The following is a 16,017-nucleotide window of genomic DNA, read 5'->3' on the forward strand; positions in this document are numbered from 1 at the left end:
TACCCGACAGCTCACCGGTGAACGTGTTCGCACTGTTCCACGTCGCGGTCTCCTCACTCCACGCCTGGGTGGCGCGGTGCGCCTCCAGCTGGACCTCGGTGTCACCCGTCGTGTGGAACTGATCGAAATACAGCTTCAGATCAGCCGAATCGATCTTCGTACCCGCCGGAATACTGCCGACAGGGAACCGCAGCAGCGCACGCGAGGTGCCCGTACTGGTGTTACCGACCGACAGACGCCAGTTGTCCTTGTAATTCGTCGTCGGACCGTCCGACGAGATCGGCCTTGGCCAGCCGCTGGGTGACCTGGTCGCTGTACGCGAGCCCGTACGGGGAGGAGGCATCCTTCTTGGCATCCGTCATGAACGCCGCAGGAATGACCAGGACCGGGTCCGCACCCTCACCGAAGAAGGAGATCGAACCGTCCTTGTTCGCCTTCGGCGTCAGCCCGCCGGCATCAAGGGTGAAGGTGAAGGACACCGGACCGGACGGCTTCGCGTCCAGGACGATGTTCTCCTTCACACGGCCCGGACCGACCACGTACGACAGATCCGCACCGGACACCGCGTCCTTGTACGTGACGGTGTCACCCTTGGCGACCGGAGCGAGCTTCCCCGCACCCTCCAGACCCAGGGTCACCGTGTGACCGCCGGCCTCGAACCGCAGCAGCCGCCCGGCGTCCGTACCGAAAGAACTACGGGCGACGTTCGTCGTGTTCGTGAACGGGAAACCCGCGGTCTTGCCGGCCGTGACCGTCGGGTCGACGTCCTTCCAGGACGCGCCGTCCCGGTAACCGGTCGGCACGGCCGACACCTCGGCCTGGACCCGCCCGTCGGACAGCATCCAGTACCGCGCGTTCGCCGAACGCTTACCCGTCAGCTCGGCAACCCGCTTCGGCTTCGCGGCCGCCTTGCCAACCGGCAGTTTCTCCCGGCTGGCTATCTCTGGTCTGTCGTCCGACGGCGGCTTCGCGTCCTGTCGTTCGTCGTCAGAGAACCAGCCCAGAGCCGTTTCGAAGACACCCTTGCCGTCGTCCTGACCGGGCGGCCCGGGGGGTGGTGCCGCATACGCGACCTGCGGCAGTAGCGTTCCCGCCACCGCCGACACCACGAGACAGGAGACGTACCTCCTGTAGGAGCTGTGCACCTCGATGCCCTTCCGTGCGGCGCGCCGGATCCCGCGGATGCGACAAGGTCCCTCCGCACGGAGAACGGCACGCCGAATGAGCCCGCCGGAGGTTTCCGACGCGCCTGGAACAATGCCGCGCCGGCAGGCCCACACCCACCTGAGTACGGACCGGCGGCAACGGCGCACGGATAGTGATCGCTCAGATGATCACCTGTCAACCGGGCGGACATTCAGGAGCATTGAGCGCATAGAAGGCGACGACCTCCGTGCTACCCGCCAACCATCTGAACCGTTCAGCGACCCCCGGCGCCGTTACGCCAACTCGTCGGTGAGGGTCAAGGCTTCCGCGGGACGCCCATGGCGTGGGCGCGTCGGCGCTCTTTCCGGAGTCGCGGGCGACAAGCTCGTCCACGACGGCCACGGCCACCTCTACGGCACCGCGGGCGGTGTGCTGCTGCCGCCCTCTACGACGGCACCACCCCACCGTCCCCGGGTTCCCTGCCCAGCAGCGGCTGCCCCTACTGACCGGCCGTTCCGGGACAACACCGGGCCCCGGCACACACCGCGGCCCGACACGAGCCAGGATGAGCACATGAACCATCCCCGCGTACGCGCACGGCTTCTCGCCCACGAGTCCCTGCCCGGTATCGCCGAGGCGCTGGGGAACCTGGACGGCTTGCTCCTGCGCGAGGGTGCGCACTGGATCGTGACCCGGCACGAGGGCAGGATCACCACCAGCAGGATCAGTACCGATCGCTCTCAGGTGGTCGCCGCCCGGGCCACGTGGATCGACCCGGCTCCGAAGGGCTCCGGCGCGTACTGTTCGCCGCTGCCCGACGGCGCCTTGGCCTTGAGCAGCCGGGAGGCCGTCACCGTCCGGGAACCCGAAGGAACCGTCCGCTGGGAACACCGTCATGGGGACTGGCGGCATTCACCCGAGGCCTCCGGCGCGTGCACGCCCGACCCGGCCGGCCGTGTCCTTCTGGCGACCATGGCCGGACCTCTGGGAGCCGACGGGCTTTCCCAGGGCGACATCTGCCGCGCCCTCGACCTGACCACGGGCGAGGTGCTCGCCGAGCACGTCCTGCCGTCCTTCTCGGCGATGTACGCCTTCCAGCAGTTCCCGAACGCACGCCCCGAGGTTCTGCTCACCGCGTCCATGGGCCAGGACGGCACGCGCTGCCTCCTGGTCACGTACACGGCCGCCGGACTCGACGTCCGGGCGGCGGGCACCGCCGAGGAACCGTACGTCGGCCTCGGTGCGGACGGGGTGCTGATCAGCCGGGACGTCGGCGGAGGCTATCTCTGCCGGACGCAGGACGGCGCCGACGACGTCATCATCGAGGCCGGCGGGGTTCTCCCCAGGGACCGGGTGTTCGTCGGCTACACCCCGGGCTTCGTCGACAACCAGCGGATTCTGGTCGTATCGGCCGAGGAACAGTGGGCAGAGCAGGGCACCCACCTCCTCCTCGACGCCCATACGCTCAAAGCCCTCGCCGAACTCGACTACCCGCAGACGCCAGGAGCCGCTGCCGTGCCACTCGGCGACGGCACGTGGCTCACCCACGACGAAGAGACCGTACGGCGCTGGACCACCGCCTGATCGTCCGTGTGACATTAAGGAGCCCCTCGTTGCCTTCCGGACAGCCGACCCTCTACATAGCGCAGGCAGACGTGTTGAGGGCGGAGAGAGTGCTCCGAGCGGTGGAACGGGCCCTGGCCCGCGCTGTCGAGTACCAGGAGACCACGGGGGCGGAACACGAGACACCCGAAGCCGAGGCGGAGGCCGAAGGTGTGGTGCGCGCAGCCAGAGCGGGCTTCGAGGAGCGGTGGGCCCGCAGCTCCGGCTACAACCGGCTTCAGGCTGAACTGGAGCTCGCCCGGGAGCAGCTCCTGGCCGCCCGACACCGCCTGAACGCCATGACGAGCGGCCACCAGCCTCCTCGCGGCGGGCCCGGCGAGCCGGTCTCGACGGAGCCCGTCGCCGTCAGGACCACTGCCGTGCGGGCAAGCCCCAGGGTTCCGGTGGCCGACGAGCCGAGGCCGGACGGTCTCGGAGAATCCGCGGCTGAGCCCCCGGGAGAGAATCTCGACGTGGTTCCGTCCGGGCTGCCGTCGGGCGACGAGGACTCGGTTGAGGAGCCACGGGCCGCGGTTCCCCAGCAGGCAGCAGGAAGTGACGGTCGACCGGCGTTGCTCTTGGCTCGCACCCCCCTCGGCGAACCGCGGATAGAGGCACGCGTCTGCCCGGTCTGTCTCAAGGAAGGGCTTGTCGAGGGCCGGACCCGTCATCAGCGGTGCGAAGGAAGGTCCCTGGCCCAAGAGAGCGCCGACCCACCGCCTCCCGCGCATCCGCAGCATGCTGACCACGCTCTCTACCGTGCGCTGGTGCGTTCCGTGGAGGCGGTCGATGAATCCGGACCCAGTCGTACGGAGCAGACGGTTCAGCGCCTCAAGCGGCGTCCGGCTGCGCGCGAGGCCGTCCTCGTACGGAGTGGAGGTCACTGCGAGAACCCGGGCTGCGCCGGACAGCCGTCGGATCTGACAGACAGCGGACAGCCGATCTTGGAGGTGGACCACATCGTCGAGTTGGCGGCCGGCGGCCGCGACCACCCCGAGCAGATGGTCGCCCTGTGCCCCAACTGTCACGCCGTCAAGACGCGCGGACGCTCCCGTGAGTCGCTTCGGTCCGTACTTCTCGACGTGGCGGCGCGGCGCCACAAAGACCTGACCCGAGAAGACGCGCCCCAGGCATGACCATGCGTGGGTTGGCGGGGAGTCCCCGCCAACCTCGGAATCAGCGGCACGTGAGGTGCGTGCTGACCACTACCCGCGACGATCCCTGCCACGTCGGCAACGGTCCGAAGTGCTGAGCGACGGCTTCCCGGCCGGCGTCACCGCTCGCCCGCGAGGTCGAGATCGTCGCTGCGCGTCTCCTCGGTCGCGACATCGACGCCCCGGGGGCGCCGCCACGGGTGTGCGGCCGGGTGGGACACCCGCTGCCACCAGGGCTCCTCCGGCAGCTTGCCCGCGGGTTCGAACGGCTGACCGGGGCGGGGGAAGGCCACCGCCTGGCCCGCCTCCTCGGCCGCGTCCTTCGTCCACTCGCCGGGCTCCGCCCACGCGTGCGGAGCCAGGTTGAAGGTGCCCCAGTGGATCGGCAGCAGCACCCCGCCCGGCCCGCCTCCCTGCAGGTCGAGGTGGGCCCGCAGGCCCTCCGCCGGCGTCATGTGGATGTCGGTCCAGAACTCCGAGTACGCACCGATCTGGATCATCGTGGCGTCGAAGGGCCCGTGGGCCGCGCCGATGTCCTTGAAGCCGGAGAAGTAGCCGGTGTCGCCGCTGTGGAAGATCCGGTGGGCGGGTCCCGTCACCACCCAGGAGGACCACAGGGTCATCTGCCGGTTGCGCAGGCCGCGACCGCAGAAGTGCCGGGCCGGGGTCGCGGTGAGCCGCAGGTCGCCGATCTCGGTGGACTCGTTCCAGTCCAGCTCGCGCAGCCGGGACGCGGGTACGCCCCAGCGCTCCAGGTGCGCGCCGACGCCCAGCGGCACCGCGAAGACGGTGTCGGTGGTGGCGAGCGCCTTGATCGTCGGCAGGTCGAGGTGGTCGTAGTGGTCGTGCGAGATCACGACGACGTCGACCGGGCCGAGGGCGGCGAGCGACACCGGCACGGGGTGGAGCCGCTTGGGCCCCACGAAGGGGAACGGGGAGCAGCGCTCGCCCCACACGGGGTCGAAGAGCACCCGGTGGCCGTCGATCTCGGCCAGGACGCCGGAGTGCCCCATCCAGGTCAGCCGCAGACCGGTGGCCGGGGGCCTGGCCAGATCGGCGACGGTGGTGGGGTGGACGGGGATCGTGCCGGTGGGGGCTCGGCGCGACCGCCCTTCCTGGTCGAAGTAGATCTTGGCGAACTCCATGCCGGAGCCCGAGGGACCGCGTCGCGCCGGTTCGGGGTTCTGGAAGATCCCGTCCGCGAAGTTCGGCGAGCGGTGGATGCGGGCGAGGCGCTCGCCCGTGGGATCCGCGCCGAAGGACTCGGGGCGCAGTTCGCGCAGCCGGGCCCGCGGCGATCGGTCGGAGCCGGTACCGGTCACAGGACCTCCTGATCTCTGGGGGTCGTTCCATTATGGGCGGCCCGAGCCCAGAACGGTCGGGGCGGTCGGCCATACTGAACCACCGTTCAGTACGACCACCGGTCCGCCCGCCCTTTCCGAGGAGACGCACGATGACTGCCGCCGAACCCCTGCTCGCCGTCGGCTGGACCGACCACGTGACCGGTCGCCGGGGCCACCTGGTGGTCGACCGGCTGGTCCGCGGGGTGGCCAGCGGCGGCCTCAGGATGCGGGAGGGCTGCACGGCGGAGGAGGTGGCCGGGCTCGCGCGCGGCATGACCATGAAGGAGGCCCTGCACTACGACCCGCGGGCCCGGTACGTCCCGCTGGGCGGCGCCAAGGGCGGCATCGACTGCGATCCCCGCTCCCCCGAGGCGTACGGCGTCCTGGTGCGCTATCTGCGGGCGATGCGCCCGTACGTGGAGCGGTTCTGGACCACCGGCGAGGACCTGGGGCTCACCCAGGACCTGGTGGACCGGGCCGTGGCCGAGGCGGGGCTCGTCTCCTCGATCCAGGCCGTGTACCCGCTGCTCGACGACGAGGCGTCCGCCCGGAAGCGGCTCGCCGACGCCTTCGCGATCGAGGTCGACGGCATCGGCCTCGACGAGCTGGTCGGTGGCCTCGGGGTCGCCGAGTCCGTGCTCGTCGCCCTCGACCGGGCCGGCCGGGAGTACGCCGGGACCCGGGTGTCGATGCAGGGGCTCGGCACGATGGGCGCGGCGACCGCCCGGTTCCTGGCGCGGGCCGGACTGCGCGTGGTGGCCGTCGCCGATGTCCAGGGCACGATCGTGAACCCCGGCGGACTCGACGTCGAGGCGCTGCTCGCGTCCCGCGACGCCCACGGCACCGTCGACCGCTCCGCGCTACGCCCCGGCGACCGGGAGGAGCCCGGGGACGCCTGGCTCACGACGGAGGCCGAGGTGCTGGTCCCCGCGGCCGTGTCGTACGCGATCGACGCCGGGAACCAGGGGCTGGTCACGGCCCGCTGGATCGCCGAGGCCGCCAACATGCCGGTCCTGCCGGAGGCCGAGGAGGCACTCACCGCGCGCGGAGTGACCGTGCTGCCCGACGTGGTCGTGAACTCGTGCACCAACGCCTGGTGGTGGTGGACGCTCTTCGGCGACATCGAGGCCGACGCCGAACAGGCCTTCGACCGGGTACGCCGGGCCATGCGGACGCTCGTCGGCGGGATGCTCGACCGGGCGGAGGCGGACGGCACGAACCCGCGCGCCGCGGCGCACGCGCTGGTGGCGGAGCGGCTGCCGCTGATCGCGGAGCGTCACGGCTGGTACTGAGCCGACCCGTCGCACACCGCAGCGCTTGATGATCATGCCCTTGTCATGTGCTGTGTAGGCTGCACGACGTGGCGAGAGTGCGGTTGAGCGTGGCCGAGCGGCGGGAGGACCTGCTGCGGGCCGCCGTCGAGCAGATCGAGGCGCGCGGGGTGGCGGCTGTACGGATCTCCGACGTGGCCGCCGCCCTCGGAGTGAGCAACGCCCTGGTGCTCTACCACTTCTCCTCCAAGGAACAGCTGGTCGCCGCCGCCTTCGCGCACGCCGCCGAAGCCGATCTCGGTCGGCTGCGACGGATCCTCGGGCGCCGCTCCACGGCGGTGCGACGGCTGCGCGCGGCGGTGCGGTGGTACGCGCCGACCGGGCCGGCCAAGGGCTGGCGGCTGTGGATCGAGGGCTGGGCGGCCTCCCTGCGCGACCCGGAACTGCGCCGGGTCGCCGCCTCCCTCGACCAGGAGTGGAAGGCCGCGCTGGCCCGGGTGATCGCGGAGGGGGCCGCCGCCGGCGAGTTCCGCTGCGCGGACCCGGCCGGGGCGGCCTGGCGCCTCACCGCCTTCCTCGACGGCCTCGCGGTCCAGACGACCGCCTACGCCGGATCCCTCTCCCGTACCGCGATGCTGCGCTGGGCGGACGCCGCCCTCGTACGGGAGCTGAACCTGCCGAACGAAACCGGGGACGGGGACGGAGACGGAGACGGAGACGGAGACGGGGACGGAGACGAGGGCGACGGCGAGGGCGAGGACGGCCGCGAGGGCGAGGGCCGGGAGCCGGGTCAGAGCTGACCCCCGCCCGCCGGTCGGAGCGGTGCCGTCCCGCGCGGCCCGTCAGAGCAGTTCGAAGACCGCCGAGACCGTGACCTGCTCCTCGATCTCGCCCGGAGCCAGCGGGACGCTCGCCTCGTCGGCGGAGACGCCCGGGGCGGCCCCGGGGCCGGGGCGCACGGACTCCCCCTCGCTGAGCGAGACGAGCCGGCCCAGACGGTGCCCGCTGAGCCGGGCGTGCTGTGCCGCCTTGTCGTACGCGTCCCGGTAGGCGGCCTCCCGCGCCTTCACCCGCAGGGCCGAGGGGTCGGCGACGTCGAAGACGACGCCGTTGATCCGGCCCGCGTCTCCCGTGGCGTCGTTGACGGCACCGATCACCTGCCCGGTCCTGTCGATGTCCCTGACCTTGACCGAGAAGGACTGCCCGGCCTGATATCCGGTCACCTTGCTCTCGCCCTGGGTGTTCTGGGTGTAGACCGGTGACAGCGAGAGGCTGTCGGTACGGATGTCGCGTTCCGCGATGCCCTGCTTGTCCAGGACCGCGAGGAGGGCCTCGGCAGCGGTGTTCTGCGCGGCCATCGCCTCCTTGGCGGTCTTGCGGGTGGCCTCGACCCCGACGGAGAGGATCGCGAGATCGGGCGCGGCGGCGGCCCGGCCGTTGCCGCTGACGGTCACCGTCGCGGGCGCCTCCGTCAGGACGGCACCGCGCGGGGCCACCCGCTCGGGCGCGGCGGCGAGGGCGGGGGCCGCGGTGCCGGCGAGGAGGCCGCCGAGCAGGCCGGTGGCGACGAGCAGACGGGCGGTGCGGGCGGCGCTGGGCCGGCGGATCGTCACAGGCGGTCCCTTCGGTGCTGGGTGCCGGGGCTCCGGCGGGCACATCCCAGCACCCGTCGCCGCCGCCTCCCGTACGCCACTCCTGACCAACGGCTCCCTTCACCTCTCCGTACCATCCCGGCCGCCGCTCCGGGCGCCCCCGAGGGCCCTCGGGCCTGCCGCTCAGGTCTGGACGAGTGGTTCGTACGCGTCGGGGTGCAGCCCGAAGGTCCAGGCGACGCCCTCCCGCGCGGTTCTGGTCCCCGGGGGCACCCGGAGCCAGTACGTGCGGTGGGTGCCGTCCGGCTCGGGCGTGGAGTTGACGACCTCGACCATCACCACGTCCTCGTCGCCCGCCAGCTCGATGCGCCAGAGCACTCCCGTCTCGTCACGGTGCTCGTGCCGGGCTCCCGAGGCGGCGAGGTAGCGCTCGTGGCCGTAGTACTCCAGCATCACGCGCCGCAGTTCGGCGTTCTCCTCGTCCCGGATCCGCTCCGGGGTGAGGCCCGCGAGACCGGCGAGGAACGTGGCGGAGACGGACATGCCGCGCCAGGCGTGCAGGGCGAATCCGTCGGCGAAGGCGAGCGCGGGGCCGTCCCCCCGGTCGAGCCGTCCCGCCTCGTCCCGGTGGAGCTCGACCGGCCGCTCGCAGACCACCGCGACGTTCTCGTACGGCCACCACCAGCCGGCGTGTTCGGCCACGGCGGCGAGGCCGACCAGCCGGTCGCCGTGGCCGTCGAAAGCGGCCAGCCAGGCGGCGTCGTGCTGGCCGAGCACCGCGTCGAGCAGCACGAGCCGCACGGCGGTCGCCTCGGGACCGGCACCGTCCCCCGTCCCCGTCACGGCCTCCGTCACCCCGGCCCGTATCCGGTCGGCGAGGCTCCGGGTGAGGTCCCAGAGGTGGGCCCCCGTCGACTGCCAGTGGGCCGCCCAGCCCGAGGGCCCGAGGGCGTCGTGGAGGCGACGGCGCTCGTCGGCCCACGGCCGGGTGCGCACCGCGTCCCGTACCGAACGCCCCTGGTCCGTCAGGCCCCGTACGAGTGTGACGGCCGAGAGCGGCGAGTCGGCCCAGAGCACGCGCCCGGGTTCCGCGAGGCCCGCCGCGCGGTAGGCGAGCCGGACGCCCTCCTCGGCAGCGCTACGGTCGGCGGGCCCGGTGGCAGCGGCGACGGACCGCCACTTCTCCTGCGCGGTCGTCTGTTTCATGACGCTCCCCGTGTCGGGCCGACCCCTGTCGGCCCGACCCGTGCCGGCGTGGTGCGTGTCGGCGTGCTTCATCCGCTGTCCCCCAGGTCTCTCTCTGTCAGTCCGCGACGATCCGGTACGCGCCCGGCAGGTACTCCCGCTGGCGCACCACCCGGTACCAGCCCTTGGGCAGCGGTATCGGCGCGTGCTCCTCGTGCACCACCCGGCCGCCCTCGGGGAGTTCGAGCAGGAACGGACCGAAGGGTCCCGGCTCCCGCACGAGCCGGCCGGGCCCGGGGATCGCGTGGGCGTGCCCGGTGACCTCGCCGAGGGCGAGGACGAGGCGTCCCCTTGCGTCCCTCGGCTCCCCCGCCGCCGTCTTCGCCCGCGCCGGAACGGCCGTCTCCTCGACGGGCGCGATCAGTACGTCTCCCTGCCGGTACATGGCTCTCCCCTTCCCGTTCGGCACGGTCCGGCCGAACAGGAACGACGCTAGGGGGCGGGTCTGACAATCGGCCGCGGCCACCTCGGGGACCGACCCGGCGCGGTGCGTTGTCGGTGCCGCTTGGTAGAACTCTTGGCATCAGTCGATCAACGCCGTTCGTCGTCCGGGAGCGCAGTCATGACCGTTGGCCACCACATGCGGGAATTCCACGACCTGCCCGTGTTCGAATTCCCGGCCGCGGACGCGCGTGTCGAGCTGCCCGACGCGGCGGCCGTCGCCTGGCGGCTCTCCGCGCCGACGTACTCCGAGCCCGAGGACGAGCTGTGGCAGCCGCTCTTCGAGCGGTTCCTGAAGACGGTCGACACGGGGCGGGTGCGCGCGGTGGTCGTCGGCGGCTGGGACGAGGCGTACGAGAACTCGTCGGCCGACATCGTGACGGCCCTCATCGGCGCCAACGACCGGCTCACCGGTCTGGAGGCGGTCTTCCTCGGGGACATGGACTCCGAGGACTGCGAGATCTCCTGGATCATCCAGTCCGATGTGACGCCGCTGCTGGCCGCCTATCCGGCGCTGCGGGAGTTCGGGGTGCGCGGAGGCTCCCAGCTCGCCTTCCCCTCCATCCGGCACACGGGCCTCGAGACCCTGGTCGTGGAGACGGGCGGTCTCGGTGCCGACGTCGTACGCGGGATCGCGGGAAGTGACCTGCCCGCCCTGGAGAACCTGGAGCTCTGGCTCGGCACCGACACCTACGGTGCGGACAGCACGCCGGAGGACCTGGCTCCGCTGCTCTCCGGGGCGTCCTTCCCCGCCCTGCGCAGCCTGGGCCTGTGCAACAGCGTGATCCAGGACGAGATCGCCGCCGCCGTGGCGAGCGCTCCCGTCGTCGCCCGGATCGAGCGGCTGAACCTGTCGATGGGCGTACTCACCGACGAGGGGGCCGCCGCCCTGCTCGACGGTCAGCCGCTGACGCATCTCGCCCACCTCGACCTCTCCCACCACTTCCTGTCGGAGGCCATGCGGGAGCGGGTCCTCGCCGCGCTCGCCCCGCACGGTGTGACCGTCGTCCTCGACGACGCGCTGGAGCCGGAGGAGTACAACGGCGTGGTCTACCGGTTCGTCGCGGTCGCCGAATGACACCCGCCCCGCGTCTCGTGGTCGTCGGCGATCCGGCGGGCCGCCGCGTCGCGTTCTTCCAGGACGCGCTGCGGACCGCCGGGCTGCCCGGGGCGCGGGTGGTGTCCTGGCCCGAGGTGCTGCGCGGCAGCGCGCGGTTCGCGTCGGGCGAGACCGTACGGATCGACTCGCCCGGCGAGGACGCCGAGGCCGACCGGCTGCTGCGGGACGTCGACGATCCCGCCCGGGTCGAGGGGACGGGCCTCTGGTACGAGCGGTTCACCGACGCCGTGGCGGGTCTCGCCCGGTCCGTGGCCGAGGCGGGAGCCGCCCTCGTCGACGACCCTGCCGAGCTGACCAGCCTGTTCGACAAGCGGCTGAGCCACGGCCTGCTGCGCGCGGCCGGGGTGCCGGTGCCCCCGTCGCCGACCTCAGGGCCGGCCGCCCCGGTGGTGCGCGGCTGGGAGCACCTCGGGTCGCTGATGGCCGAGGCCGGGATGCGCCGGGTCTTCGTGAAGCCGGCGCACGGCTCCTCCGCCTCGGGGGTGCTCGCTCTGGAGACCAACGGCGCGGGCCGGGTGCAGACCACCACGTCGGTGGAGCGCGGGCCCGACGGGCGCCTCTTCAACTCCCTGCGGGTGCGGCGCTACACGAGCGAGCGGGAGGTCGCCGCGCTCGTGGACGCCCTCGCGCCCGACGGCCTGCACGTCGAGCGCTGGCTGCCCAAGGCCACCCAGGACGGCCGGGCCGCCGACCTGAGGGTGGTGGTGATCGACGGCCGGGCCACCCACGCCGTGCTCCGCACCAGCCGCTCCCCCATGACCAATCTCCATCTGGGCGGCGCCCGCGGCGATCTGGACGCGGCCCGCGCCGCGATCGCCGCGTCCGGCGGGCGATGGGGGGACGCGCTCGACGTGTGCGAGCGGGCCGCCGCCGTCTTCCCCGGCACCCGCTGCGTGGGCGTCGACCTGCTGCCGACCGCCGGCTGGCGCCGCTTCGCGGTCGGCGAGGTCAACGCCTTCGGCGATCTGCTGCCCGGGCTCATGGGCCTGCCGGGGAGCGGAGCGGAGGGCCTCGACACGTACGGAGCCCAGGTCACCGCGCAGTTCCCCGAAGCCCGGAAGCATCACCACGACTCCCCCCGCACCACAGGAACGAGCACCACGTGAACCAGCCCGACATGAACGCGATCGTCGGCAGCCACGACCTGCTCCTGGTCACGCTCGACACGCTGCGGTACGACGTGGCGGTGGAGCTCGCCGCCGCCGGCCGCATCCCCAACCTGGCGCGGCATCTGCCCGGCGGTGTCTGGGAGCGGCGCCACGCGCCCGGGAGCTTCACGTACGCCTCGCACCAGGCGATGTTCGCGGGCTTCCTGCCGACCCCGGCCGCCCCGGGGCCGCACCCGCGCCTGTTCGCGGCCCGTTTCGCGGGCAGCGAGTCCACCGCCGACGGCACCTACGTCCATGACACCCCCGACCTGGTGTCCGCCCTCGCGGGCGAGGGCTACCGGACGGTCTGCGTCGGCGGCGTCGGGTTCTTCAACCGGCAGCCGCCGCTCGGCACCGTGCTCCCCGGCCTGTTCCAGGAGAGCCACTGGGAGCCCGCCTTCGGCGTCGCCTCCCCGACCTCCTTCGAGTCCCAGGTGGCGCGCGCCGAGGAGGTCGTCGCCGGGCTCCCCCGCGGCCGGCGGCTCTTCCTCTTCGTCAACGTGTCGGCGCTGCACCAGCCCAACTGGTTCCATCTGCCGGGAGCCACCCGCGAGACGGGGGACTCCAGGGCCACCCACGCGGCGGCACTGGAGTACGTCGACCGGCACATCGGGCGGCTCTTCGCCGCGATGAGCAGCCGCCGCCCGTGCTTCGCGATCGTCTGTTCGGACCATGGCACGGCGTACGGGGAGGACGGCCACACCGGGCACCGGCTCGGCCACGAGGTCGTGTGGACCGTCCCGTACGCGCAGTTCGTCCTCGCCGGCCCGGAGCGGGAGGTCGCGGCATGAGCGACGGCACGCCCCGCCCGTACCGCAGCTACGTCTACGCCTACCCGCACAAGACGGCGTACCGGCCGCTCCCCGACCCGGCGCCGACGCTGGCCGGGCTCTGGAGGAACGAGCCGAAGGACGCGCTCTCCCTCTACGCGCACATACCGTTCTGCGAGGTCCGCTGCGGCTTCTGCAACCTCTTCACCCGGATCGGCGCCCCCGACGAGCTGACCACCCGCTACCTCGACGCCCTCGACCGGCAGGCCACGGCCGTCCGTGAGGCCCTCGGGGACGGGGAGCCGGTGCGGTTCGCGACGGCCGCGTTCGGCGGTGGCACGCCGACGTTCCTCACCGCGGCCGAGCTGGAGCGGCTCTGCGACATCGCCGAGAAGCGGATGGGCGTGGATCTGCGGGCGGTGCCGCTCTCCGTGGAGACCTCGCCGTCGACGGCGACCGCCGACCGGCTCGCGCTCCTCGCCGAGCGGGGCGCGACCCGGCTGAGCATCGGCGTGCAGAGCTTCGTGGAGGCCGAGGCGCGGGCTGCCGTCCGGCCGCAGCGCCGCGCGGACGTCGAGGCGGCGCTCGGCCGGATCCGGGACACGGGCGTCCCCGTGCTCAACATCGACCTGATCTACGGGATCGACGGGCAGACCGAGGACTCCTGGCGCTCCTCGCTCGACGCGGCCCTGGCCTGGCGCCCGGAGGAGCTGTACCTCTACCCGCTGTACGTCCGCCCGCTCACCGGTCTCGGCCGGATCTCCCCCGCCGAGCGCCTGCGGGCCGACCGGGAGTGGGACGAGCTGCGGCTGCGCCTGTACCGGTACGGCCGTGACCACCTTCTCGGGCAGGGCTACGAGCAGGTGTCGATGCGGATGTTCCGGCGGGCGGACGCCGTCCCGCTCGGCCCCGACGACCACGCCTGCCAGACGGACGGGATGATCGGCCTGGGCTGCGGGGCCCGCTCGTACACCTCGGCCCTCCACTACTCCTTCGACTACGCGGTCGACATGCGGGAGATCCGCTCGATCATCGACACGTACACGGAGACCGAGGACTTCTCACGCGCCGAGGTGGGCCGCGCGGTGGACGAGGACGAGGCCCGGCGCCGCCATCTGCTCCAGTCGCTCCTCCAGGCCGGCGGCATGCCGCTCGCCGGGTACGAGGAGCGGTTCGGTTCCTCGCCGTTCGCGGACTTCTCCGAGGAACTGGGCCGGTTCGAGGACCTCGGCTGGCTGGACGGGGACGCCCCGTCGGGCCTCCTGAGGCTGTCGCCGGAAGGGCTCGCCCACTCGGACGGCCTCGGCCCCGAGCTGTTCTCCCCCTCGGTGCGGGCCGCGATGGCCGCGTACGAGCCGAAGTAGGGGGAAGCCATGGACCTGACACGGAGCATGGACCTGACACTGCTCTACCGGGGACCGCTCTCCTCCTGCGACTTCGACTGCCCGTACTGCCCCTTCGCCAAGCGCCGGGACAGCCGTGAGCAGCTGCGCGCGGACCGGGCGGCGCTCGAACGGTTCACCGGGTGGGCCGCCGGGCAGACCGGCGACCGGCTGCGGATCCTGTTCACCCCGTGGGGCGAGGGCCTGGTCCGCTCCTGGTACCGGCGTGCCCTGGTCGAGCTCTCCCGGCTGCCGCACGTCGATCGGGTGGCGATCCAGACCAACCTGAGCTGCCGGACCGACTGGCTGGCGGAGGCGGACCCGGAGCGTGTGGCGCTCTGGTGCACGTACCACCCCGGGCAGACTCCGTACGAGCGCTTCCTCGCCAAGTGCGGGGAGCTGACGGAGCGGGGCGTCCGGTTCAGCGTCGGTGTGGTCGGTCTGCCGGAGCACGCGGAGCACGCCCGCCGGTTGCGGGCCGCGCTGCCGGCGCACGTCTACCTGTGGGTGAACGCGGCGGAGGGGCACACGTACACCGACGCGGAGGCCGAGGAGTGGACGGGGATCGACCCGCTCTTCCCGTACAGCCGCCACCCGCACCGCTCGGCGGGGTTGCCGTGCAGGACCGGGGAGTCGGTGATCTCGGTGGACGGCGAGGGGACGGTACGGCGCTGCCACTTCGTCAAGGCCGAGCTGGGGAACCTGTACGACGGTTCGTACCGTGCCGCCCTGCGTCCCCGCGCCTGCCCCCTCGCCCTCTGCGACTGCCACATCGGCTACGTCCACCTGGAGACGCTTCCGCTGTACGACGTGTTCGCCGGCGGGGTCCTGGAGCGGATCCCGGCCGGCGGTACGTCCGTACCCCCGAAGCTCAGAGGGGCATGAGGTCGGGGCGCTTGGCCTCGACGTGGTCGCCGGAGCTCTCGCCGCGCAGCCGGCGCCCGATCCAGGGCACCAGGTACTCCCTCGCCCACTGGATGTCGTCGCGGCGCACCTCGAGGGTGCCGCGCGGAGGAACCGGCGGCCAGGCCTGGTCCGGATCGGCCGGCACCGGCAGGCCGAGGACCTGGGCGGCGCGCAGGGCCACCCGGGTGTGCCCCTCGGCCGAGAGGTGCAGCCGGTCGTCGTCCCAGGCGCGCCGGTCCTGCACGGACTTCAGGGACCACAGGTCGAGGACCGGGCAGTCGTAGCGGTCCGCGATGGCCCGGACGTGGGCGGTGTAGGTGGCGATCTTGCCGCGGAGGTGCCGGAGCACGGGCACGTCACGGGTGTCGAAGCCTGTGGTCACCATGACGGTGCCGACGGCGGAGGTCAGTTCGGCGACGGCGCGCTCGAAGCGCTCGGCCACGTCGTCGGGGTCCGAGCCGGGGCGGATGATGTCGTTGCCGCCGGCGCAGAAGGTCACCAGGTCGGGGGCGAGTTCCTTCGCCCGGGGGACCTGTTCCGCCACGATCTGGTCGAGGAGGCGCCCGCGTACGGCCAGGTTGGCGTAGCGGAAGGCGTCGTGCTCCGGCAGCTGGTCGGCGAGCAGCACCGCGAAACGGTCCGCCCAGCCGACGTACGTCCCGTCGGGCCCGGGGTCTCCGACGCCCTCGGTGAAGCTGTCACCGATCGCCGCGTACGACCCGAATGCGTTCTTGTCTCTTGATCTCGAATCGTCTGCCACGGGACCACATCCTTCCCTTTCGGGTGTGACCTACGCGACCGTAAGGAGGGGTTGACGTCGGGTGACATATGCCACCGATAAAGAATTTGCCAAGCCGGAATAGAAGGGGGACGGAACACGCCGGTGGCCCGGCACAG

At 72.5% G+C, this 16,017-nt stretch carries 16 protein-coding genes; 9 read left to right on the forward strand and 7 right to left on the reverse strand.

Annotation, left to right across the window (positions count from 1 at the left end; translation table 11 throughout):
* Window positions 1-280 (reverse strand): DNRLRE domain-containing protein (locus tag IO20_RS41535; protein WP_245685045.1); only part of this gene is annotated, 280 nt, incomplete at its 3' end.
* Window positions 222-1,145 carry a hypothetical protein gene (locus tag IO20_RS38840; RefSeq protein WP_245685040.1) on the reverse strand — a complete coding sequence of 308 codons (924 nt, stop codon included), beginning with the start codon at window positions 1,143-1,145 and terminating at the stop codon, window positions 222-224. The genes IO20_RS38840 and IO20_RS41535, both read right to left, overlap by 59 nt.
* Window positions 1,146-1,719: 574 nt before the next feature.
* On the opposite strand from IO20_RS38840, the gene IO20_RS0125175 reads away from it, so the two are divergent.
* Together IO20_RS0125175 and IO20_RS0125180 are read left to right on the forward strand one after the other, a co-directional pair.
* Complete coding sequence (locus tag IO20_RS0125175; protein ID WP_030553960.1) at window positions 1,720-2,730, forward strand: hypothetical protein; 1,011 nt, start codon at window positions 1,720-1,722, stop codon at window positions 2,728-2,730.
* Between the two features lie 29 nt (window positions 2,731-2,759).
* On the forward strand, window positions 2,760-3,884 hold the full coding sequence (locus tag IO20_RS0125180) for an HNH endonuclease signature motif containing protein (RefSeq protein ID WP_030553961.1): 1,125 nt from the start codon (window positions 2,760-2,762) through the stop codon (window positions 3,882-3,884).
* Window positions 3,885-4,021: 137 nt separating this feature from the next.
* Here IO20_RS0125180 and IO20_RS0125185 read toward each other — a convergent pair whose 3' ends face one another.
* A complete protein-coding gene (locus tag IO20_RS0125185) occupies window positions 4,022-5,224 on the reverse strand; it encodes an MBL fold metallo-hydrolase (RefSeq protein ID WP_030553962.1) in 1,203 nt (400 codons plus the stop codon).
* 131 nt (window positions 5,225-5,355) lie between these two features.
* Between IO20_RS0125185 and IO20_RS0125190 the strand changes: the two genes are divergently transcribed.
* Window positions 5,356-6,537, forward strand: a complete 1,182-nt coding sequence (locus IO20_RS0125190; RefSeq protein ID WP_030553964.1) for a Glu/Leu/Phe/Val dehydrogenase dimerization domain-containing protein — start codon at window positions 5,356-5,358, stop codon at window positions 6,535-6,537.
* Window positions 6,538-6,605: 68 nt separating this feature from the next.
* Window positions 6,606-7,316, forward strand: a complete 711-nt coding sequence (locus IO20_RS0125195; RefSeq protein ID WP_245685041.1) for a TetR/AcrR family transcriptional regulator — start codon at window positions 6,606-6,608, stop codon at window positions 7,314-7,316.
* 42 nt (window positions 7,317-7,358) lie between these two features.
* On the opposite strand, the gene IO20_RS0125200 is transcribed toward IO20_RS0125195, so the two are convergent.
* The 3 genes from IO20_RS0125200 to IO20_RS0125210 all read right to left on the reverse strand — a co-directional run bounded on the left by IO20_RS0125200 (window position 7,359) and on the right by IO20_RS0125210 (window position 9,738).
* A complete protein-coding gene (locus tag IO20_RS0125200) occupies window positions 7,359-8,129 on the reverse strand; it encodes an SIMPL domain-containing protein (protein WP_030553968.1) in 771 nt (256 codons plus the stop codon).
* A gap of 162 nt (window positions 8,130-8,291) precedes the next feature.
* A complete protein-coding gene (locus IO20_RS0125205) occupies window positions 8,292-9,314 on the reverse strand; it encodes a DUF6745 domain-containing protein (RefSeq protein ID WP_030553970.1) in 1,023 nt (340 codons plus the stop codon).
* A gap of 97 nt (window positions 9,315-9,411) precedes the next feature.
* Window positions 9,412-9,738, reverse strand: a complete 327-nt coding sequence (locus IO20_RS0125210; RefSeq protein WP_030216036.1) for a hypothetical protein — start codon at window positions 9,736-9,738, stop codon at window positions 9,412-9,414.
* 177 nt (window positions 9,739-9,915) lie between these two features.
* Between IO20_RS0125210 and IO20_RS0125215 the strand changes: the two genes are divergently transcribed.
* Genes IO20_RS0125215 through IO20_RS0125235 form a run of 5 tightly spaced genes read left to right on the forward strand, consistent with a single transcriptional unit; the run spans window position 9,916 to window position 15,099 of the window.
* The gene (locus IO20_RS0125215; RefSeq protein WP_030553972.1) at window positions 9,916-10,872 is read left to right on the forward strand and encodes an STM4015 family protein; all 957 of its coding nucleotides are present in this window, start codon (window positions 9,916-9,918) and stop codon (window positions 10,870-10,872) included.
* Entirely contained in the window at window positions 10,869-12,020 is a 1,152-nt protein-coding gene (locus tag IO20_RS0125220) for an STM4014 family protein (RefSeq protein WP_030553974.1), read from the forward strand. Before IO20_RS0125215 ends, IO20_RS0125220 begins: the two co-directional genes overlap by 4 nt.
* Window positions 12,021-12,031: 11 nt before the next feature.
* A complete protein-coding gene (locus tag IO20_RS0125225; protein WP_030553976.1) occupies window positions 12,032-12,853 on the forward strand; it encodes an STM4013/SEN3800 family hydrolase in 822 nt (273 codons plus the stop codon).
* A complete protein-coding gene (locus IO20_RS0125230) occupies window positions 12,850-14,196 on the forward strand; it encodes an STM4012 family radical SAM protein (protein WP_030553977.1) in 1,347 nt (448 codons plus the stop codon). The genes IO20_RS0125225 and IO20_RS0125230 overlap by 4 nt, the downstream gene beginning before the upstream one ends.
* A 27-nt stretch (window positions 14,197-14,223) precedes the next feature.
* Window positions 14,224-15,099, forward strand: coding sequence for an STM4011 family radical SAM protein (locus IO20_RS0125235; RefSeq protein ID WP_030553978.1), 876 nt, complete (start codon window positions 14,224-14,226; stop codon window positions 15,097-15,099).
* Here the strand turns inward: IO20_RS0125235 and IO20_RS0125240 are convergent.
* A complete protein-coding gene (locus IO20_RS0125240) occupies window positions 15,086-15,880 on the reverse strand; it encodes an SGNH/GDSL hydrolase family protein (RefSeq protein WP_030216052.1) in 795 nt (264 codons plus the stop codon). The two genes, IO20_RS0125235 and IO20_RS0125240, sit on opposite strands and share 14 nt — an antisense overlap.
* Window positions 15,881-16,017: the final 137 nt, after the last annotated feature.

It is taken from the genome of Streptomyces exfoliatus, assembly GCF_000725545.1.
Classification (GTDB): domain Bacteria; phylum Actinomycetota; class Actinomycetes; order Streptomycetales; family Streptomycetaceae; genus Streptomyces; species Streptomyces exfoliatus.

What these genes read in the sequence shown, in the direction of transcription:
- IO20_RS0125210 (WP_030216036.1), bottom strand. Translation starts at nt 9,738, where the DNA reads ATGTACCGGCAGGGAGACGTACTGATCGCGCCCGTCGAGGAGACGGCC.
- IO20_RS0125190 (WP_030553964.1), top strand. Translation starts at nt 5,356, where the DNA reads ATGACTGCCGCCGAACCCCTGCTCGCCGTCGGCTGGACCGACCACGTG.
- IO20_RS0125205 (WP_030553970.1), bottom strand. Translation starts at nt 9,314, where the DNA reads ATGAAACAGACGACCGCGCAGGAGAAGTGGCGGTCCGTCGCCGCTGCC.
- IO20_RS0125235 (WP_030553978.1), top strand. Translation starts at nt 14,224, where the DNA reads ATGGACCTGACACTGCTCTACCGGGGACCGCTCTCCTCCTGCGACTTC.
- IO20_RS0125230 (WP_030553977.1), top strand. Translation starts at nt 12,850, where the DNA reads ATGAGCGACGGCACGCCCCGCCCGTACCGCAGCTACGTCTACGCCTAC.
- IO20_RS0125220 (WP_030553974.1), top strand. Translation starts at nt 10,869, where the DNA reads ATGACACCCGCCCCGCGTCTCGTGGTCGTCGGCGATCCGGCGGGCCGC.
- IO20_RS0125225 (WP_030553976.1), top strand. Translation starts at nt 12,032, where the DNA reads ATGAACGCGATCGTCGGCAGCCACGACCTGCTCCTGGTCACGCTCGAC.
- IO20_RS0125215 (WP_030553972.1), top strand. Translation starts at nt 9,916, where the DNA reads ATGACCGTTGGCCACCACATGCGGGAATTCCACGACCTGCCCGTGTTC.
- IO20_RS0125175 (WP_030553960.1), top strand. Translation starts at nt 1,720, where the DNA reads ATGAACCATCCCCGCGTACGCGCACGGCTTCTCGCCCACGAGTCCCTG.